Here is a 19,720-nt window from a genome sequence, read left to right as displayed (position 1 = left end):
GTATGTCGAATATTCGAATCACGCAATCACATCCGAGGACCGGCGATGGGCAGCACGGCTGAGCTCAGCTTCGACGACCTGACCGCACCGCAGCTGACCGATGTCCAGCGGCAGATTCTCGAACACACCGAAAGCCGCCATGTCGACCTGGACATCGATCGGATGGTCGCCGAGGCCGTCGCCGAGGCGGGGGCCGACGACTTCGCCGCGGACGACGGTTTCTGGGACCGGGTTGCCGCCTACGTCGGGGCGATCGACGACGACGGCGGCCTGACACAGTTGATCCGCGGAACGCTGCGTCAACGCATTGTGAGGCTGCTGCGCAACCGGCTGTCGTTGACCGAATTGCTCAAGCGCCACCCGGAGATCGAGTCGATTCCGATCGAGAAGCCGTTCATCGTGGTGGGGATGCCGCGCTCGGGAACGACGCATCTGGTCAACCTGCTGGCCGCCGATCCACGTCGCCGCGCGCTGCCCTACTGGGAAAGCCAAGAGCCGCTGCCGATCCCGGGCCAGGGTCCCGATGTCAACGGCGTCGACCCGCGGTACACCCGCGCGAAGAACGAGCACGAGGCGATGATGATCAGCGCTCCCGCCACCGCCGCCATGCATGACCGCTTCCCCGAGGCGATCGAAGAGGAAGTCGAGATTCTCGACCTGGACTTCGCCGGGTATGTCCTTGAATGGCACGCCCGCGTCCCCGACTGGCGAGACCTCTATCTCAGCCTCGACCAAACCCGGCACTACGGATACCTGAAAAAAGTCCTGCAGGCATTGACGTTCCTGCGCGGTCCCCGTACCTGGGTGCTGAAGTCGCCACAGCACTGCGAGCAACTCGGCCCGCTGATGTCGACGTTCCCCGATGCCACCGTCGCTTTCACCCATCGCGATCCCGTCGCGGTGATCCAGTCCGCCATCACGATGATGGCCTACTCCGACCGGCTCCGTCGCCGCAGCATCGAACCGCAGTGGCTGCTCGACTATTGGTCGGACCGGGTCGAGCGGCTGTTGCGCGGCTGCGTGCGGGACCGGGGGCTGGTGCCAGCCGAGCGCAGCGTCGATATCGGCTTTCACCACCTCAACGGCCACGAGATCGATCTGCTCGACGACCTGTACGCACGCGCGGGCGTCGAGCTCACCTCCAAGGTCCGCAGGGCGTTCCAGGCGTATCTGGACAGCAACCCGCGCGGCAAGCACGGGTCGGTGCGCTATGAGCTGCAAAGGCACTTCGGGGTGTCGCCCGACGAACTACGCTCGCAATTCGCCTTCTACTTCGAACGATTCGATGTGCGACCCGAAGGACACTAGTTGAGCGAAGAACCGATCTACCGCAGTCGTCCTGGCGCCGATGCTCTCGCCCCGGCAGCGGCCGAACACGCCGAGGAAGTGGTACCCGGCGTCTGGTGCTCGCCTGGACTGTCGAACACCTATCTGCTGACCACCACCGACGGCCGCGTCGTCGTCAACACCGGGATGGGATTCGAAAGCCAGGTCCACCGAGCGAATTTCGACGCCGTCGATTCGTCCCCCATCCGCTACATCATCGTCACGCAGGGCCACTACGACCACGTCGGCGGACTCGATACGATGCGCGACCCGCAGACGCAGGTGGTGGCGCAGGCCAACTGGCGTCACTGGCGCGACGACAACGAGCGTCTGCTGGCCTACCGCGCCAACAACAGCGCCTTCGCGTTCTCCGACAAGCTCGCCAAGGGCATCGCCGCGATCCAGCAGCGGTTCGGGAAGCGGCTCCCGGCCCAGGCCGCACACTCCGCCGACATAGACGTGGACGACTCGCTGGTACTGACCGTCGGCGGCCGCACCATCGAACTGCTGGCAACACCGGGCGGGGAGACCACCGACTCGATGGTCGTCTGGCTTCCTGAACAACGGGTATGTCTGTGCGGCAACACCTTCGGACCGGTCTTCGGACATATCCCGAATTTCGTCACGATGCGCGGCGACCGGTACCGCGACCCACTGACGGCCATCGCCTCGATCGAAAGGGTGCGCGAGCTTCGGCCGGAAGTCCTGATCACCGGACACTTCGAGCCGATCCGCGGCGCCGATCTCATCCACGCCGAGCTGACCCGCCTACGCGACGCGATCGCTTACCTCCACGACCGGACGGTGGAGGGCATGAATACGGGTAAGGACGTCTACACCCTGATGCGGGAGATCACGCTGCCCGCCGAACTAGAGGTCGGCCAGGGCTACGGAAAGGTGGCCTGGGACGTGCGGGCTATCTGGGAGAACTACTCCGGGTGGTTCCATCACCGTTCGACCACAGAGCTTTACGACATCGGACCTGACGAGCTCAGCGTCGACCTTGTCGACCTCGCCGGCGCCGAGCGGGTCGTGGCGCGGGCCGAAGAGCGGCTCGCGGCGGGCCATCCGGTGCATGCGATCCATCTCGCCGAGGCCGTCGTTCATGCCGACCCGCCACACACGCGCGCACGCGCCGTGCTCAAGGCCGCACATGAGGACCTGCTCGCCGCCAGCACCAACTTCTGGGAATCCGCTTGGCTGACCAAGAAAATCGGAGACTACTCTTGACCGCGCGCGCTACGTTCGACTTCACCGGGACGAAGGCACTGATCACCGGCGGCACGAGCGGGATCGGCCACGCCACGGCGACGCTGTTCCGCGACGCAGGCGCCACGGTGACCATCACCGGCACCAAGGCCGGGCCCGGCGACTACGACACCGACCTCACCGGCATGACCTACCGGCAGCTCATCCTCACCGACACGGACTCGATCGACCAGTTGGTTTCGGCGACAAGCACACTCGATGTGCTCGTCAACAACGCCGGAGCCAACTTTCCCGGCGGACTCAATGAGGCCGAACCCGACGGCTTCGAGGCGTCCGTGGCGCTCAACCTCACCGCGCCCTACCGCCTGACCGTCGGGCTGCGCAAAGCGCTGGCCGCGTCTGGCGGTGCGAGCGTCGTGTTCCTGTCGTCGTTGTCGGCGCTGCGGGCGGTGACCATGGTGCCCGGCTACGGTGCCGCCAAGGCCGGCATCGCGAGCCTCACGCACAACCTCGCCGTGAAGTGGGCGCCGCGCGGCATCCGGGTCAACGCGGTGGTGCCCGGCGTGATCGACACCCCGATGACCGAGCTCGCCCAGACGGTGCCGGAGATCATCGACGCCGAGCTCGCCCGAATCCCGCTGGGCCGCTTGGGTACACCAGCCGAGATCGCCGGGACGATTGCCTTTCTGTGCACGGAGCAGAGTTCCTACACCAGCGGGGCGCTGTTCATCGTCGACGGTGCGTCCACCAGCCAGTGAACGAGGCGTTCCAATGACGATGGCGATCCTGCGGTTCAATTTCGCCGCGCCACAGGACGACCCGGCCGCACGCCGCGACCGCATACAGGCCGCGATGGAACTCAGTTCCTGGTCGGAAACACGCGGTGTGAGCGCCGTCAGCTTCGACGAACACCATCAGAGCGGGCACGGCTGGAGCTGCAATCCCGTCATGACCGCCGCAATCCTGCTATCGCGCACCGAACGCGTCGTCGCCAGCGTCGACTGCACGCTGGGACCCCTGTGGCACCCGGTACGGCTCGCCGAAGACATCGCCATGGCCGACACGATCGGTGGCGGACGGTTGATCGTCACAATCGGAATGGGATACCGGCCCGTCGAATACGAGTTGTTCGGAACGCCATTCGACAAACGCGGCCGCCTGATGGACGACCTGCTCGACACGCTGATGTCACTGTGGTCGTCACCGGACTTCACCCCCGGCCCGCTGACACGCCCCCATCCGACGGTGTTCGTCGGCGGCAGTGTGCGCGCGACCGCCCGGCGGGCGGCCAGACACGGTCTGCCGCTCAACCTGCCCAGCCACCTCCCCGAACTCGCCGACTACTACCGCGAACTGTGCGCCGAGGCAGGACACACGCCGATCGTCGTCATGCCGCCGCCCCGCAGCCGCGGGATGGTCTTCCTGCACGAGGACCCGGACCGAGCGTGGGCCGAACTCGGCGAGCACTACCTATGGGAGGCGGGCGTCTACTCGGGCTGGGGTGGCGGTGAGGTGCATTCGTTCATGCATGGCACGGAGAAGATCGAGACCCTTGACGACGTCAAAGCCGCCGGACGGTATCGCTTCATGTCGCCCGAGCAGTTGGTCGCCGACGTGAAAGAGAATCCGCACGATCATGTGGTGCTGCACCCGCTCGTCGGCGCCATGCCGATCGAGGAGGCATGGAAGTCGGTCCAACTTCTGACCGACGAGGTGCTGCCCGCCCTCAAAGGGCGTCGATAGGACATCAGCGGGCACAATCGCAGTCAACATGTCCGATATCGAGGAACCACCGCCCGCCTCGCGGCGGCGCCACATCGTGCGCCTTGCCGTTGTGGTGGCGTTCCTACTCGGGTTGTTCTATCTCGTGGCGATCGTCAGGGTGATCGACGTCGAAGCGGTTCGCAACGTCGTCGCCGCCACGGGTCCAGCCGCCCCCGTCGCCTACGTCGTGGCGTCCGCTCTGCTTGGAGCCGTGTTCGTACCGGGGCCGATCCTGGCGGCGGGCAGCGGCGTGTTGTTCGGGCCCGTAGTCGGCCTGGCCGTGACGCTGGGGGCGACCGTAGGGACGGCGATCATCGCGAGCCTGATCGGCCGTCGCGCCGGCCGCGCCAGCGCACGCGAACTGCTCGGCACCGCACGGGCCGATCGGCTGGACAGTCTGATCGAGCGGCGCGGATTGTGGGCGGTCGTGGGGCAGCGCTTTGTCCCGGGGGTGTCCGACGCACTCGCGTCCTACGCGTTCGGCGCATTCGGAGTGCCGCTGTGGCAGATGGCCGTTGGCGCCTTCATCGGGTCGGTGCCGCGGGCGTTCGTGTACACGGCGCTGGGCGCCTCGATCGGCGATCTGAATTCACCGTTGGCGTACGTCGCGGTCGCGATCTGGTGCCTAACGGCCGTCGTCGGCGCGTTCGCCACCCACCACGGCTACCGCAGATGGCGGGCACGCTCCACCTCCCATTGACTGTGACAGCAGTCACACTAGAGTCGGGGTCATGGACAGGAACCACTCTGATTCACTCGCCGCGGGCGGCCTCAACTGGGACAGCCTTCCCTTGAAGCTCTTCGCCGGCGGTAACGCCAAATTCTGGGATCCGGCCGCTATCGATTTCTCCCGCGACCGGGCCGACTGGGAAGCCATGTCGGAGCTCGAACGGGACTGGGCGACCCGACTGTGCGCGCAGTTCATCGCCGGCGAGGAGGCGGTGACCCAGGACATTCAGCCATTCATGGCCGCCATGCGCGCCGAAGGGCGCCTCGGCGACGAGATGTACTTGACCCAGTTCGCGTTCGAAGAGGCGAAACACACCCAGGTCTTTCGGATGTGGCTCGACGCGGTCGGCCTGACCGATGACCTGCAGCATTATCTGGACGATCTGCCGTCCTACCGCCAGATGTTCTACGAGGAGCTGCCGAAGTCACTCAACGCACTGGCAACTGATCCTTCGCCTGCCGCTCAGGTCAGGGCATCGGCGACGTACAACCACGTCATCGAGGGAATGATGGCGCTCACGGGGTACTACGCGTGGCACCGCATCTGCGTGGACAACGGCATTCTGCCCGGCATGCAGGAATTGGTGAGGCGCATCGGGGACGACGAGCGTCGTCACATGGCGTGGGGCACCTTCACATGCCGGCGCCACGTCGCTGCCGACGATGCCAATTGGGATGTCTTCGAGAAACAGATGGCAGAGCTCATTCCATTGGCCCTGCGCAACACCGACGATGCGTTTGCCCTCTACGACGAGATCCCGTTCAACTTCACCATGGACGAGTTCACGGCGTACGCCACCGACAAGGGGATGCGGCGGCTCGGAACCATCGGCAGTGCCCGCGGCCGACCACTGGCCGAAATCGACGTCGACTACTCGCCGGTTCAACTGGAGGACGCATTCGCCGACGAGGACAAGAAAGCGCTCGCGGCCTCAGCGTGACGCACCGATCCCCTTGGCATTCAGTCGCCGCTGGGATGCCTCCGTCCGGATGACCTGAGGCCACCAGAACCATCGGCCCAGCAGTGCGGCGATCGATGGAGTCATGAACGACCGGACCACCAGCGTGTCGAACAACAATCCGAGCGCGATGGCGGTGCCGGTCTGGCCCATGACAATCATCGGACTGACCGCAAAGGTCGCCATCGTGAAGGCGAACACCAGTCCCGCCGAGGTCACCACAGACCCGGTTCCTGCCATCGCGCGGATGATGCCGGTGTTCAGCCCGTGATGAAGCTCCTCCTTGAATCGGGAGACCAGCAGGAGGTTGTAATCCGACCCGACCGCGAGCAGGATGATGACCGACATCGCCAACACCATCCAATGCAGTTCGATGCCGAGGATGTACTGCCAAAGCAGAACTGAGAGCCCGAACGAGGCACCCAGCGAAATCAACACCGTACCGACGATGACCGCGGATGCAACCGCGCTGCGCGTGATCATCAGCATGATGGCGAAAATCAATGCCACCGCTGCGATCCCGGCGATCAGCAGGTCGTAGGTGTTGCCGTCCTTCATGTCCTTGAACGTTGCAGCGCTGCCGGACAGATAGATCGTCGAGCCCTCAAGTGGGGTTCCCTTGATGGCTTCTTTCACGGCGGTTCGCAGCGGATCGATGCGCGCGATTCCCTCATTGGTTGCCGGATCGCCCTCATGCTCGATGATGAAGCGCACCGACTTGCCGTCCGGCGAGATGAAGTTCTCCATCCCCTTCTTGAAGTCGGCGTTGTCGAACACTTCCGGTGGCAGGTAGAACGAGTCGTCGTTCATCGATTGATCGAACGCTTCGCCCATCGCGCCCGAGTTGTCCTGCATCGCCGACATTTGATCCTGCATGCCCTTCTGCGTGGCATACATGGTCAGCATCATGGACCGCATGGTCTTCATCGTCTGGATCATCGGCGGCATCAGGGTCACCATCTGCGGCATCAGCTGATCGAGGCGCTCCATGTCCGGCAGCAGTTGCTGGATGTCGTCGGTCATCGTGTCGACGCCGTCGAGGGTGTCGAAGATCGACCTCAAGGCCCAGCAGACCGGGATGTTGAAGCACTTCGGTTCCCAGTAGAAGTAGTTGCGCAACGGTCGGAAGAAATCGTCGAAATTGGCGATATTGTCCCGCAATTCGGCGATATCGACCGTCATGTCCTTGATCTTGCCCACCATCGAATGGGTAGTCGCCGCCATCTCCGCGGTCAGCGACGACATCTTCTCCATCGTTGCGATGGTCGTGTTCATCTCGTCGGCCTGCACCAGCATGTCGGCCATCCGGTCCTGCAGATATTTCTCGTTCATCTGCTGGGTGGTGCCCTGCATGCCGATCAGAAACGGAATCGACGTGTGCTCGATCGGCTTGCCGTCGGGTCGCGTGATCGCCTGGACACGCGCGATCCCGGGGACGCGGAAGATCGCCTTGGCGATCTTGTCGATGACCAGGAAATCGGCCGAGTTGCGCAGATCGTGATCGCTTTCCACCATCAGCAGTTCCGGGTTCATCCGCGCGACGCCGAAATGGCGCTCCGCCGCGGAATAGCCGACGTTCGCGGGAATATCGGCGGGCAGATACACGCGGTCGTTATAGCTCGACTTGTAACCGGGCAGCGTCAGCAGACCCACCAGAGCCAGCGCCAATGTCGCGACGAGGACGGGGCCTGGCCACCGCACCACGACGGTGCCGAGACGGCGCCACCCGCGGGACTTGATGCTGCGTTTGGGTTCAAAGAGTCCGAAACGGCTACCGATCGCAACCACCGCAGGACCCAAGGTGAGGGCGGCAGCAACGGCGACGAGCGTGCCCACCGCGCACGGCACTCCCAAGGTCTGGAAGTACGGCAGCTTGGTGAAGCTCAGGCACAGCATCGCACCAGCGATCGTCAGACCGGACCCGAGCACGACATGGGCCGTCCCGTGAAACATCGTGTAGTAGGCGGACTCCCGGTCCTCACCGGCGCCGCGCGCTTCCTGGTAACGGCCGATCAGGAAGATCGCGTAGTCGGTGGCCGCCGCAATCACCAGTAGGGTCAGCAGCTGCACAGCGAAGGTCGACAGCCCGATGATCTCGTGATAACCGAGAAAGGCCACGGCGCCGCGGGAAACCCCGAGCACGACGAAGACCATCAGTATCACCATGATGACCGTGCGGATCGATCGATACACCAGCAGCAACATGACGATGATCACGACGAAGGTGATCATCGTGACCATCAGGATGCTGTTGTCGCCCGCGTGTTGCTGGTCAGCCCACAGCGCGGCGCTTCCCGTGACGTAGACATTCAGCCCCGGCGGAGGCGGCGCCGAGTCCACGATCCCGCGGACGGCTTCGAGGGACTCGTTGGCGAGGCTTTCGCCCTGATCACCACGGAGATAGATCTGCACGAATGCGGACTTGCCGTCATTGCTCTGCGCTCCGGCCGCCGTCAGCGGGTCACCCCAGAAGTCCTCGACGTGTTCGACGTGAGCGTCGTCGGCCTGCACTCTGTCGATCAGGCGGTCGTAGTAGCGGTGCGCTTCGGCGCCGAGCGGAAGGTCGCTCTCCAGAACGATCATTGCGCTGCTGTCGGATTCAAACTCCTCGAAGTTCTGGCCGATGCGTTTCATCGAGATATAGGACGGTGCAGCAGTCGGATTCATCGAGACCGTTTGATCCGCACCGACCTTCTCCAATGACGGCAGGAGCGTGTTCGTGGCAACGGTCAGCACCAGCCAGCCGAGCAGGATCGGCACCGACATCACACGAATGAAGCGGGCGATCCTCGATCTTTCCGTCGAGGTCTCACTCAGCCGCATGCACCGCTCCTCCGGGACGCGACGAGAATCGCCACGCTAGTAGTGAAATTAGACGTAACTGACTGTTGACTGTCAATTACCTGTGATCCCCGCAGGCCAGGAGGTGTAGACATCCGTGATGAAGGTCGGCGCCCAGATACATCCGCAGGACAGCCGAGCACCTGATTCTCGGACTGCGGGCGCCCTACGATCTGCGCGAGGTGGAACGTTTGGTGGCAGCCCGCTAATCGGCCGGAGAGGTGGTTCGCCCTGCCGAACCATAGTGCGGTGTTGCCACGCTACGAGCGACACTGTCGCTCATCTCTACCCGACCGCGAAGGTGCGCGACAACGTCGCTCAGACCTCGGCAACGCGACTAATCAACCCCGCGGAGCGAAAACCGGCATGTAGACAGTTTCGTCGCCGACGACCTGGTGTTCGAAGCGCACCTCGACTGCAAGGCCTACGTGGACCGAGTCCGTTTGACAGTCAACGATATTCGTCGCGATTCGCAGATCCTCCTGCTCCTCGAGCTGGACGATCGCGATCACATACGGCACGGGCACACCCGGGTTGAAGGGCTGGTAGTTGACGGTGTATGTGAACACCGTCCCCCGACCGGACACCGGGCGATGCTCCAGCACGCCGTCGCAATCCGGGCATTCGGCGGCCAGCGGAGTCACCCACCTGTCGCAGGCGGTGCAGAAGGGGATTCTGAGCGCTCCCTCGGCTCCCCCGGTCCAGAACGCCCGGTTGTGGTCATCGAGCGCGGGCAGCATCCGCGCTGAGGGCGGGGCGTGGTCGGACATAGCAAGCAAAGTACATTCCTATGGGCTGTCATTACAAAAATAGATGGATGGGTGCCGATGACCTACTTCGAGAAGGACACGATTGTCAGTGGCCTCGGGATTTCGCGCATCGGCCGCAAGACAGGCATCCCCGGGCTGGAACTGACCATGGAAGCGGTGCGGGATGCGATCGCCGACGCCGGCCTGACGCCCGAGGACATCGACGGTATCGCGACCTTCGGCGACACGCTGCCGTCTGAAGTCGTTGACAGCCTTGGCAATGACGCCGCCGACGTCGGCGTCGGATTCGGCACCGGCGGGGTGCTGACTCCGTTCATGTCGGCACTGGTCGCGGTGTCGGAGAAACGGGCGCGACATGTGCTGGTCTATCGGACGGTGCAGATGCTCGGCGGGGCGATGACCGGTTCGACAGCCTCACCGCTCCTCGCTCCCCTCGCCGACCCACCCCTCGAGCCTCGGCAACCCGGGACACGCAGGAAGCTCAAACCGTTCGAGGACATCAACGTGCTGCTGGCTGCGCATGCGTACTCGGCAGCCAACTGGGTCGCCATGCACTGCCGGCGTCATATGGAGATGTACGGAACAACACGGGAGCAGCTGGGCTGGCTCGCGATCAACAGCAGGCGCAACGCCGGCCTCAACCCTCGCGCGGCGTTCCGAGACCCGATGAGCATGGACGACTACCTGACCTCACGCCCTATCTCGACACCGTTGGGCCTCTTCGATTGCGATGTTCCGATCGACGGCGCGATTGCGCTGGTGGTGTCCCATTCCGACTATGCGGCGGACTGCCCGAACCCCGCGGTGAAGGTCGAGGCGGTCGGTGGTGCCTACGGCTCGGACGGCTGGTTCCATCGCGACGACTTTCCGAAGATGGCGTCCAGTGAGGCCGCGACGGAGATGTGGTCGCGCACCGACCTGACCCCTTCAGATGTGGACGTGGCCGAAATCTACGACGGCTTCACGTATCTCACGTTCGCGTGGCTGGAGGCACTGGGCTTCTGTGGCGACGGCGAGGCCGGGCCATTCGTCGAGGGGGCGACGCGGATAGCGCTCGACGGCGAGCTGCCGTTGAACACCTACGGGGGGCAACTGTCCGCCGGACGCATGCACGGCTACTGGCTGTTGCACGAAGCCTGCCTCCAGTTGCGCGGCCAGGCGGGCGACCGGCAAGTTGCGCGACGGCCCGAGGTGGCGGTCGCTGCGGCCGGGGGTGGCCCGATCGCCGGCTGCATGGTGCTGACCCGCTGACGACCGAACAGCCGCGAAACTGTATTCCAGCAGGAGAATTGCGAGTACCGGCCTGCTGGAATTCAGTTTCGGCGAAATAACGGCGGCCCACCGCACTGGCCGCAGAGGTGACGGCGGCCTAGGTCGACTTCTCTAGTCGGGAAGACGGGCACTGCCCGGCGGTGGCACGAGCGCCCACGTATCGCACGCCATCGCCAGCATCGCGTACGTGCCGACGACGAAGATGAGCTCCATCGCCTGGTGGGTGTCGAGCTCGTCGACCAGCCGCTGCCATGTCCGCGGTGCTGCACGACCGTTGGCCAGCAGTTCGTCGGTGGCCTCGAGAACCAACCGGTCGACGCCCTCGAATCCGTCGTTGCCCGCCGCGAGACGCGCGATGTCGGATTCCGGCAGCCCCCCGGCAGTGGCGACTCTGACGTGCTCCCCCCAGAAGAACACCGAACGTCGCGTATGCGCCAGGCGAAGGATCGCCAGCTCGCGCAGCCGCAGCGGCAGCTCACCGCGCAGCAGCAGAAAAGCGTTGTAGCTCATGAACTCCCGGGTCATCGCCGGATGACGCGCCAGCACACCGAGGATGTCGAAGTTCATGGGGTCCCGCGGGTCCCCCGAACCTGCGCGTGGCACGTCGTCACCCGGTATTCCGAACAGCGCACCCACCGCGGCGTACTCGTCGTCGCCCCACTCATCCTGCATCAGCGGGGGTAGCAGCGTCATCCCGGCGCTCCGTTCAGATCGTGCAGCTCAGCCAACGCATGCAGCTGTTCGAGGTAGTGATCGAAGGATTCGTGCCTGAAATAGGCGAACACCGTCGTCGTGCCAGCCGCGGCCATCTTCTCGAGCGTCTGTTTGGTCTCCTCCGGATTTCCCACCGGATCCAGCGGCTTCTCCGCGGGCAGCACGACCTCGAAGCCGTCGGGAACGTCGCGGGTGCTCAACCATTCGGCAGCGGTGTCGATCGACACGGCGAACGGGCACCAGCCGTCGGCAAGCGTGAGCGCCCGCCGCAGCGAGCGTTTCGTGCGACCGCCGACCCAGATCGGCATATGCGACTGCAAGGCACAAGGGTCGACGGTGAGGCCACCGAAGGAGTAGAACTCGCCTTCGTACGCGGGTTCATTGGTCGGCAGCGCTACCCGCAGGGCCCGCAACGCATCGTCGCCACGCGCCCCTCGGTCGTCGAACGGTGCGCCGAGAAGATCGAACTCCGGCTTCAGCGAGCCCACTCCGACACCCAGGATCACCCGTCCCTTGCTGACATGGTCTAGTGTCCCGTAACGCTTCACGATCTCCAGCGGATGGTGATACCCAAGCACGAGGGTCATGGTGGCGAGCCGGATCCGCTCGGTGCGGGCGGCGACGTAGCCCAAGGTGGCCAGTGGATCCCAGTACCGTGCACCACGCCGTGGCGCCTCGGACGCAGGTATGCCGATGTGCTCACTGCACGTCAGAAAGTGATAACCGAGCCGGTCTGCCGTCTCGGCGACTCGGCCGATGTCCTCGATCGTCGCATCGCGTTCCCACCCGAGCGCCGCGCCGCCGACGTTGGTGACCACCGGCGTCGCGATGCCGACCCTCACTGCAGAGGCTCTTCGCCCGCGAGGATCGTTCGATGCATGAGACGGCCACTGTCAACGGGATATTCGAGCACCCGGTGCATCGTACCGGTGTTGTCCCACATCAAGAGGTCACCCGGCTCCCACTGGTGACGGTAGACGTACTGCGGCTGGGTGGCCCAGTCACGCAGGCGGGCAAGAAGCGCCCGGCTCTCCTCGACCGGCATGCCGATCACGTAATCGGCTGTCGCACCGAGCAGCAACGACTTTCGGCCGGACTGATGTGTCCACACGATGGGGCACGCCTTCGTCGGCGACTTCTGCCAGAACGTGATCTCCTCGAAGCTCATCTCGGGGCGGACGTAATACTGCGAGCGTTCCGCGCTGTGGACCACTCGAAGATCTGCGATGAGTTCCTTGTCGGACCGCGGCAGGTCGTCGTAGGCCGCGTAGGTGTTGCAGAACTCGGTCTCACCTCCGGTTTCTGACAGCGTGACGGCCCGAAGCAAGGTCGCGAGGTTCGGATAGGGCTGCAAGGATCCGTCGAAATGCCAGAACATCGAGCCTTTCAGATACTCGGCTCGCTGGTTCACGTTCTTGTCGAGCGAGATCTTGTAGATGCCGCTCTCACCCTCGTTCGCGGGGATGACGCCGAGGGTCCTGGCGATCGCGACCTGCTGTTCGTCGGTGATGTCGAGTCCGCGGAAGTAAACGACGCCGCGCTGCTCGAGAATTGCGCGGATCTGCTGGGCTTCGGAGCCGCGTAGCAGCGTGCCCAGGTCGGTTCTGATCTCGCTACCGATCCGCGGCGTGAGGTCGACGACGTCGAGCTGTGCTGACGTGAGTCCCATAGCGATCAGCTCACTCTCGTGAGAATGGTGTTGGCCGAATGCTTCACACGCGGCTGCTTCCACAGTTCGACCGCCAGCGACACGGTGATCAGTGAGTAGAGCAGGTTGCGTAGGTTCGCGACATCGTCGGGCAACGGTTCGGAATAGTCGAACTTGTCGACGTAAGCGACGGCTTCTTCGGCATAGGGGAACACCTGGTCATAGAACGCCTGGATCTCCTCCATCGAGGAATTCACCCGCTTGACGTAGCGCTGATGTCCGTCCTCGATGGCCCACTCATCGACCAGGTGTTGGAGTGGGGAGAACTCCGGCGGCAGAAGCGCGCTCATCGGGCCGCCGCCTCGCCCGCCGCCACGTAGTCACCGACCACCTTGTGCAGGTGACGCAACAGGATCTCCTCGTCGTTCATCGTGAAATGCGTGAGGGCACCGCTCTTCAGCATCGCCTGCAGGCCTTCGGACGGGCTGGCGTCCTCCAGGATGATGTCGTTCAGGAACGTCATCGTCAGTTCCTGGCCCAACCGTTCCCGATGGGTGGTGGGCGGCTGGTAGTACGCCTCGGTTTCGAAGATGTGTGAATGCGGACCCGTCGGCCAGTGGGTGTGGACCGTGAAACCCGATGCGCCGAAGATCAACACGAAATTCGGGAAGAACTGGAAGGAATCGAATCCGTACTTCTCGGCGCGCGTCGGATTGATACCCGGCGGCATCGGCCCGCGATTGGGTTTCTTGTTCCACGGACCCGCCGCGCTGGCCTCCATCACGCATTCGATCGGCTTCGAGTAGGGCGTCTTCTGAGACGGTTCGCCGGCGAAGGAAAACATCCGGTGCGGTCCCTTCAGCTGGTAGCCCAACGCATCGGTGAACGGATTGGGTTGATCGAACGCTTCTCTGGCCTCTGCGGTGAGCGCGCCGAAGGACGAAGCGTGCAGATAGGGGCCGTGGTAGCTTTCCGCGAATCCATCGACGAAAATCTTCCAGTTGCACTGCAATTCGGCCTTGAACTGATACACCTGATGCGGCCCGTCGAAGGGATAGCCCTCCAGACCGTGTGCCAGTTCCCCGAGATACGACCGCAACGACTCGGTGTTGTGCGGATTGAGATTGATGAAGATGAACCCTTCCCACACCTCGCACTGAATGGCGGGAACCCGGCAACTGGCGGCGTCGAAGTCGAGCAGCAGATCCTGACGTGTCGCCGAATGCAGCGAGCCATCCAGCTTGTAGCGCCAACCGTGGAATCGGCAGTACAGCAGCGGCGCGCGGCCCTGGACCTCCCGGAAGGGATCGTCCTCCCAGAGCATCTTGTTGCCGCGGTGCGGGCAGATGTTGTGCATAGCGCGGATCACGCCGTCCTTGCCGCGGACGACGATGACCGACGTGTTGAGAAACCTCAGCTCGCGGGTGAAGTAACTGCCCGACTTCGGCACCCGCTCCACCCGGCCCACATAGAGCCACGTCTTTCTGAAGACATGTTCGCGTTCCTTCTCGTAGAAATCCTCGGAGACGCAGTCTTCGAGTGACACCGGGCCGCGGCCGAGTTCGGGATACGCGTCGGTCCAGTGTCCGCTTTCGGGTTTGGTCACCAGGCTGTCGTGACTCATGAGGCTCCACCTCCTCGCCGAAAACTACAGCTGCGGAAATGGTCAAAACAGATGCAGAAGCGCAACACCCTGTTGCATATTTGGAACAGCCGATGGAACAGAACCTGCCGTTCGACCTCGACGCCCTGCTGGTATTCGGCAAGGTCGTCGAGTGCCGCAGCCTGTCGAAAGCGGCCGCGCTGCTCGGCATGCCCAAGTCCACCGTCAGCCGCAAGCTGACCAAGCTGGAAGCCGACCTCGGCATCAAGCTGCTGCGGAAGAACACGCACCAGCTCACGGTCACGGACCTCGGCGAGCAGGTTTACAGCCACGCCGTGAACATCCTGACCGAGGCCAACGGCGTGCGCGCCCTCGTCGAGGGCAGCAGACAAGAACCGCAGGGCGAGCTGAAGGTTGCGATCCCGATCTTCCTCGGTATCGACTACGCGTCACGCGTCGGTGCCGCGTTCTTGCAGCACTATCCCCAGTCGCGGTTGGACATCCGGCTGGTGGACAATCTCGTCGACCCGATCAAGGACGGGTTCGACGTCGTGTTCGGCACTGGGCCACTTCAGGATTCGACGTTGATCGCCCGAAAGGTATTCAGCCTCGAGCTCTTTCTCTGCGCGACGCCCGACTTCGTAGCGCAGTTGCCCGAGCCGATCACCGACCCGACACAGCTGGACGCCCTGCCATTCATCGACTTCGGCTTCGGCGGACCGCGAAAATTCACCGTCACCAAACAGAAGCGCCGTTACGAGCTGTCACCGAAGGTGCGGGCGCGCGCCAACAACTTTCAAGTGTGCAAGCAGTACATCTTGCAAGGACTCGGCATCGGACCCATGCCCACCCAGATCATCTGCACGGCCGAATTGCGCGAGGGCAGCATCGTCCCCGTCATGCCGGAGTGGCAGCTCGAGGCGATGGACGTGCACATGATCTATCCATTCGAGCTCTCGTTCTCGACCCTCATCAGCGCGTTCTACGAAACCGCCTGCGAGATCATCGTCGAGAACGAGGCACGGAGTTAGGTGGGGTGAATGTCGAGCGAGCGTGCTTCTTTCGCAAGCGCTCGCGCCCCGCCGTGGACGAGTTCATCGCTTTCGACGTTGTGCAGCGAAAGTGCGAGTGAACCTCTGCATTTCGTTGAAAGCGATGAGGCCGCCGCCGAGTTGGTCTACGAGGACTGGAGATCGGACTCCTCGAACACGTCGATGGACGTCAGAGGAGTCATCATGATCACCGGGATGTGCCGCGTCGTCGCCCTTTGATAGCTCAGATACGGCGGATACACATGGGATATGAAGTCCCAGATCCTGTGCCGCTCTTCACCTTCGGGTTCACGCCACGAGGCTCGGAACGCCTGGGTGGCGATCTGCAAGTCGACTTCGTCACCGGCCCGCAGGTTGTGATACCAGTCCGGGTTCTCGTCGGCTCCACCCTTGGACGCCACAATCACGACCTCGCCTCCGATGTCGCCGTAGATCAGCGGAACGATCTGCGTCCTACCCGACTTGCGGCCTTTCACCCTGATCAGGCAGTTGGTCGTGAACGCATGTCCGCCGACCTCGCTGAGGTCCATGATGTGGCCCTCCGCGCCGCCCGAACGCAGGTACGCGTCGCGGTGACTCGCCATCCAGTCGCGGCGTTCCTGCCTGATGGCCGCCGCCGACTCGTTGCTCATGACTTCTCCCTGATTCGCTCGAACAAGAACTGGACAAGACCGCGTCACAAAAATGCATACCATGGCGATCATGACCGATCTGCTGAATGGGATCCCGCGGGTCGACCCCACGGCCGATCCGCCGTGGACACTGCGGATCGTCGCCCGCGTCCTCTCGACGGAGCTCGGTTCCGTTGTCCATCGTCGGATCATGGCGCCGCTCGACGGGCCGCTCGGGCGCCTGACCCGCGGCCGTCTGCATTTCGGCAAGGGCACGATTCCGCTCGTCGTATTGCGATCCACGGGAGCCAGATCCGGAATCCAGCGCGATGTGCCGCTGGGATACTTCACCGACGGTGACGACGTCATCCTCATCGCCTCGAACTACGGCCGGGCCCACCACCCGAGCTGGTACCACAACCTACTGAAAAACCCGCAGTGCCAGCTGTTCCCGGAGGGCCGCACCGACCGCGGTGGTCATTTCGTGGCCCGCCTGACCGAGGGTGCAGACCGTGACCGTCTGTTCGACCTCGCGGCGGGCTATGCCGCCAACTTCGCGTCGTATGCGGTGAAGACCGACGGCGTCCGCACCATCAACGTGTTTCGCCTGTCCCCGGCGTAACCGCGTTTAGTAAACGCGATGCCGGGAGAACCTCTGCGCATGCCGCAGACCAACGATCCCTCGTCGACGCCGAAGGACGCCACCAAAGCGACCGACGACCAACGGGAGATCCAGGACAAACTCGACCACCAGCACGACGACCCTGATGCCCCCGGCAGGCATCAGACCAAGGATCAGGTCGCCGACGAAACCTAAATCAGATCATCTGCCGTGGGTGGCGAAGAACTGGCCACTCGCGAAAGACGCGTCCAGCCAGGTGTGACCTCCGCCGTCGATCTGGATGAACGACACTTCGGTGCCGTCGGCGCAACCGGCCGCGGTGAACCGGTGCACCGAGGGCGACGGGGAGTCCTCGACGGGCGCCGGGCACCCATCCAGTTCACGCCAACGCTGCGCCATCGCCGGCGCGGACACGATGTCGCTCGCTCCGCCGCGCCCCACCATCGGACCGCCGTTGAACGGCACGACGTTGTCTGCGGTTCCGTGAATGCTCAGGACGGACACCGGTCGCGATGGATTGCATGGGGACGCCGAGCCGAGTGTGCCTGCGACGGGCGCGACCGCGGAGACGACGTCCGCGCGCGAGCAGGCCAGCCGGTTGGCCATGAAGGCGCCTGCCGACATTCCGGTGGCGAACACGTGGCCTGGGTCGATACCGAAATCCTGCGTCAGCCGGTCGGCGAGCGCGACGAGAAAGCCCACGTCGTCGACGCCCTGACGGTCGGGAACCGACGCGCCCCGTCCATCGGCCCAGCTGAGGTCCACGCCCTCGGGATAGACGACGACGAACCCGTGCTGATCGGCGACGGCGTTGTAGTTCGTCATCGCAGCTTGAGCACCGGCGGTCATTCCGGCCCCGTGCAGGTTGATCACCAGCCCCGTCGGCTGCTCTATACCCGGCGGCACATGGACCAGATAGTTGCGCTGCAGCCCGCCGAAGTTCAGGCCGTCGGGAAAGTCCCCGGCCGGAACCGCGGAGGCGTGAGCACCACTGAACATGACAAGAGCCAGAAGGACGGCGGCCAGCGGTGCCGTCGTACGCCCGATCAACCGCAATTCAGCTCTCCCTGTCGCAACATGCCACCCGACAGTAGGGACCCTCATTGCGACTTCGCAAATAACGGAAATCCACGTGACGGTGAAACTCCCTGCTCAAAGGCGCGCCAGCCGCGGTCAACCGACAGCAAACAGCTCGAGCTGGATGTTGTCGGGGTCGCGGAACACCACCGTCGAAAATGGGAACGGCTGGTCCCCGGATCTGATACCCGAGTGTTCGATGCCGAGTTCGTCCAGCCGCGCCGTCCAGGATTCGAGTTCGTCGCGCGATGCAACGTTGAGCGCGACGTGGTCCAGCCCGGTGCGGGCCTCGTCAAAAGCCTGGCCGTCATTGCCGGTGTTGGTGTGCAGACCGATCACGACGCCCGAGCGCGGTTCGACGAGGAGTTCGCCGTAGCCGGTGTCCTCGCATCCATAGTGTGGGAACTTCATCGGTACCCGCTCAGCTCCGAGCAGGCGCTGGTACCAGGCCAGGCTCGCCTCGAGGTCGGTGACGGTGATGGAGAAGTGGTGGATCCCGGTCACGCCGGGCACGGGTCGTTCGCTCACGTCGGGCTCCATGCGGATGGTCTATCAGAATGTCCCGTCATAGCTTGGCCGATGCAGAAATTGGCATCGGGCGGTTTCGGCAGTCCAGCAATTGGGTACAGCTAACGCACGAGAGGTTCAGATCCGAGCCGCATCATCACAAGGCCACCGGATAGGGGCAACTTCGCGTGTCTGATCACACTTCTTCCGAGTACGCCGATCTCACCGACATGTTTCGCCGCTTGGCGACTCTCGATGAAGGTTCGGCAGCATACCGCCGTCAGCGCGACGAGATCATCGCGCGTGGACTGCCGATCGCCAATCACATCGCACGTCGCTTCCGCAATCGTGGCGAGCCGAACGACGACCTCGTACAGGCCGCCCGGGTGGGGCTGGTGAACGCCGTCAACCGATTCGATCCCGAAAACGGCGCGGACTTCCTGGCCTTCGCCGTGCCGACGATGATGGGCGAGGTCCGCCGCCACTTCCGCGACTACGGATGGGCCGTCAAGGTTCCCCGCCGCCTCAAAGACCTCCAGAGCCAAATCGTCAAGGCTCGTGGCGCGCTGTCCCAGGACCTCAATCGGGCGCCGACCGCCACGGAGATCGCGAGGTACCTGGACATCGACCGTGAATCGGTGGTCGAAGCGACGATCGCGAGCAGCAACTACTCCACGCTGTCGACTGACGTGCAGGCCGGTCCGGACACTGACTTCCGGCCCATCGGGGACACGATCGGCGAGGTGGATCCCAACATCGACAAGGTCCTCGCCCTCGCGACCGTACGTCCCTTGATCGCGGCCCTGCCCGAACGCGAACAACGGGTGCTGAGCCTTCGGTTCTTCGACAACATGACCCAGACGCAGATCGCCGAACGCATGGGCTATTCACAAATGCACGTATCGCGGCTCATCTCCAAGGCCCTCGCCACGTTGCGTGACCAGGTTCGCGAACCGGCCGAGGTCATCACCAGCAGGGCGGCCGTACCCGCCTGAGCAGTACACATACCCGCCCGC

21 protein-coding genes are annotated in these 19,720 nt (G+C 63.9%); 11 read left to right on the top strand and 10 right to left on the bottom strand.

Going from position 1 to position 19,720, the window contains the following annotated elements; genetic code table 11:
• The first annotated feature begins 45 nt into the window (after positions 1-45).
• The 6 genes from G6N42_RS01205 to G6N42_RS01180 are packed head-to-tail and all read left to right on the top strand — an operon-like array spanning position 46 to position 5,969.
• The gene (locus tag G6N42_RS01205) at positions 46-1,308 is read left to right on the top strand and encodes a sulfotransferase family protein (RefSeq protein ID WP_163724974.1); all 1,263 of its coding nucleotides are present in this window, start codon (positions 46-48) and stop codon (positions 1,306-1,308) included.
• Complete coding sequence (locus tag G6N42_RS01200; RefSeq protein WP_163724971.1) at positions 1,309-2,556, top strand: alkyl sulfatase dimerization domain-containing protein; 1,248 nt, start codon at positions 1,309-1,311, stop codon at positions 2,554-2,556.
• The gene (locus tag G6N42_RS01195) at positions 2,553-3,293 is read left to right on the top strand and encodes an SDR family NAD(P)-dependent oxidoreductase (RefSeq protein WP_163724969.1); all 741 of its coding nucleotides are present in this window, start codon (positions 2,553-2,555) and stop codon (positions 3,291-3,293) included. The genes G6N42_RS01200 and G6N42_RS01195 overlap by 4 nt, the downstream gene beginning before the upstream one ends.
• Before the next feature lie 13 nt (positions 3,294-3,306).
• Positions 3,307-4,278: an LLM class flavin-dependent oxidoreductase gene (locus tag G6N42_RS01190; RefSeq protein WP_163724966.1), complete on the top strand. Its 972-nt coding sequence runs from the start codon at positions 3,307-3,309 to the stop codon at positions 4,276-4,278.
• A gap of 28 nt (positions 4,279-4,306) precedes the next feature.
• Entirely contained in the window at positions 4,307-4,999 is a 693-nt protein-coding gene (locus tag G6N42_RS01185; RefSeq protein WP_163724964.1) for a TVP38/TMEM64 family protein, read from the top strand.
• A gap of 31 nt (positions 5,000-5,030) precedes the next feature.
• Complete coding sequence (locus G6N42_RS01180) at positions 5,031-5,969, top strand: R2-like ligand-binding oxidase (RefSeq protein WP_163724961.1); 939 nt, start codon at positions 5,031-5,033, stop codon at positions 5,967-5,969.
• Here G6N42_RS01180 and G6N42_RS01175 read toward each other — a convergent pair.
• Positions 5,961-8,810: an MMPL/RND family transporter gene (locus G6N42_RS01175; RefSeq protein ID WP_163724958.1), complete on the bottom strand. Its 2,850-nt coding sequence runs from the start codon at positions 8,808-8,810 to the stop codon at positions 5,961-5,963. The two genes, G6N42_RS01180 and G6N42_RS01175, sit on opposite strands and share 9 nt — an antisense overlap.
• 359 nt (positions 8,811-9,169) lie before the next feature.
• The gene (locus tag G6N42_RS01170) at positions 9,170-9,568 is read right to left on the bottom strand and encodes a Zn-ribbon domain-containing OB-fold protein (RefSeq protein WP_410506783.1); all 399 of its coding nucleotides are present in this window, start codon (positions 9,566-9,568) and stop codon (positions 9,170-9,172) included.
• An 87-nt stretch (positions 9,569-9,655) separates the two neighbouring features.
• On the opposite strand from G6N42_RS01170, the gene G6N42_RS01165 reads away from it, so the two are divergent.
• Positions 9,656-10,849: a thiolase family protein gene (locus tag G6N42_RS01165; RefSeq protein WP_163724952.1), complete on the top strand. Its 1,194-nt coding sequence runs from the start codon at positions 9,656-9,658 to the stop codon at positions 10,847-10,849.
• A 132-nt stretch (positions 10,850-10,981) separates the two neighbouring features.
• On the opposite strand, the gene G6N42_RS01160 is transcribed toward G6N42_RS01165, so the two are convergent.
• The 5 genes from G6N42_RS01160 to G6N42_RS01140 are packed head-to-tail and all read right to left on the bottom strand — an operon-like array spanning position 10,982 to position 14,856.
• Entirely contained in the window at positions 10,982-11,563 is a 582-nt protein-coding gene (locus G6N42_RS01160; RefSeq protein WP_163724949.1) for a carboxymuconolactone decarboxylase family protein, read from the bottom strand.
• Positions 11,560-12,426, bottom strand: a complete 867-nt coding sequence (locus tag G6N42_RS01155) for a TIGR03619 family F420-dependent LLM class oxidoreductase (RefSeq protein ID WP_163724945.1) — start codon at positions 12,424-12,426, stop codon at positions 11,560-11,562. The genes G6N42_RS01160 and G6N42_RS01155 overlap by 4 nt, the downstream gene beginning before the upstream one ends.
• Positions 12,423-13,253, bottom strand: a complete 831-nt coding sequence (locus tag G6N42_RS01150; RefSeq protein ID WP_163724942.1) for a TauD/TfdA dioxygenase family protein — start codon at positions 13,251-13,253, stop codon at positions 12,423-12,425. Before G6N42_RS01150 ends, G6N42_RS01155 begins: the two co-directional genes overlap by 4 nt.
• Before the next feature lie 5 nt (positions 13,254-13,258).
• Positions 13,259-13,582, bottom strand: coding sequence for a hypothetical protein (locus G6N42_RS01145; protein WP_163724940.1), 324 nt, complete (start codon positions 13,580-13,582; stop codon positions 13,259-13,261).
• Complete coding sequence (locus tag G6N42_RS01140; RefSeq protein WP_163724937.1) at positions 13,579-14,856, bottom strand: aromatic ring-hydroxylating oxygenase subunit alpha; 1,278 nt, start codon at positions 14,854-14,856, stop codon at positions 13,579-13,581. The genes G6N42_RS01145 and G6N42_RS01140 overlap by 4 nt, the downstream gene beginning before the upstream one ends.
• 92 nt (positions 14,857-14,948) lie before the next feature.
• Between G6N42_RS01140 and G6N42_RS01135 the strand changes: the two genes are divergently transcribed.
• Complete coding sequence (locus G6N42_RS01135; protein WP_163724935.1) at positions 14,949-15,866, top strand: LysR family transcriptional regulator; 918 nt, start codon at positions 14,949-14,951, stop codon at positions 15,864-15,866.
• A gap of 146 nt (positions 15,867-16,012) precedes the next feature.
• On the opposite strand, the gene G6N42_RS01130 is transcribed toward G6N42_RS01135, so the two are convergent.
• Entirely contained in the window at positions 16,013-16,519 is a 507-nt protein-coding gene (locus G6N42_RS01130; protein ID WP_163724932.1) for a nitroreductase/quinone reductase family protein, read from the bottom strand.
• A gap of 70 nt (positions 16,520-16,589) precedes the next feature.
• Here G6N42_RS01130 and G6N42_RS01125 point away from each other — a divergent pair, with 70 nt between their 5' ends.
• Positions 16,590-17,120 (top strand): nitroreductase/quinone reductase family protein, encoded by a 531-nt coding sequence (locus tag G6N42_RS01125; RefSeq protein ID WP_163724929.1) that lies wholly within the window; start codon positions 16,590-16,592, stop codon positions 17,118-17,120.
• A 39-nt stretch (positions 17,121-17,159) separates the two neighbouring features.
• Positions 17,160-17,315 (top strand): hypothetical protein, encoded by a 156-nt coding sequence (locus tag G6N42_RS30890; protein ID WP_174261992.1) that lies wholly within the window; start codon positions 17,160-17,162, stop codon positions 17,313-17,315.
• Between the two features lie 6 nt (positions 17,316-17,321).
• Here the strand turns inward: G6N42_RS30890 and G6N42_RS01120 are convergent, their stop codons facing one another.
• Together G6N42_RS01120 and G6N42_RS01115 are read right to left on the bottom strand one after the other, a co-directional pair.
• The gene (locus G6N42_RS01120; protein ID WP_163736767.1) at positions 17,322-18,119 is read right to left on the bottom strand and encodes an extracellular catalytic domain type 1 short-chain-length polyhydroxyalkanoate depolymerase; all 798 of its coding nucleotides are present in this window, start codon (positions 18,117-18,119) and stop codon (positions 17,322-17,324) included.
• A 174-nt stretch (positions 18,120-18,293) separates the two neighbouring features.
• Complete coding sequence (locus G6N42_RS01115; RefSeq protein ID WP_163724926.1) at positions 18,294-18,737, bottom strand: VOC family protein; 444 nt, start codon at positions 18,735-18,737, stop codon at positions 18,294-18,296.
• A 155-nt stretch (positions 18,738-18,892) separates the two neighbouring features.
• Here G6N42_RS01115 and G6N42_RS01110 point away from each other — a divergent pair, with 155 nt between their 5' ends.
• Positions 18,893-19,699, top strand: coding sequence for a SigB/SigF/SigG family RNA polymerase sigma factor (locus G6N42_RS01110; protein ID WP_163724922.1), 807 nt, complete (start codon positions 18,893-18,895; stop codon positions 19,697-19,699).
• The last annotated feature ends 21 nt before the right edge of the window (positions 19,700-19,720 follow it).

The organism is Mycobacterium gallinarum, assembly GCF_010726765.1.
Lineage (GTDB): Bacteria > Actinomycetota > Actinomycetes > Mycobacteriales > Mycobacteriaceae > Mycobacterium > Mycobacterium gallinarum.
The sequence above is the reverse complement of the archived record's forward strand: the minus strand, read 5'-3'. Positions and strand labels throughout refer to the sequence as shown.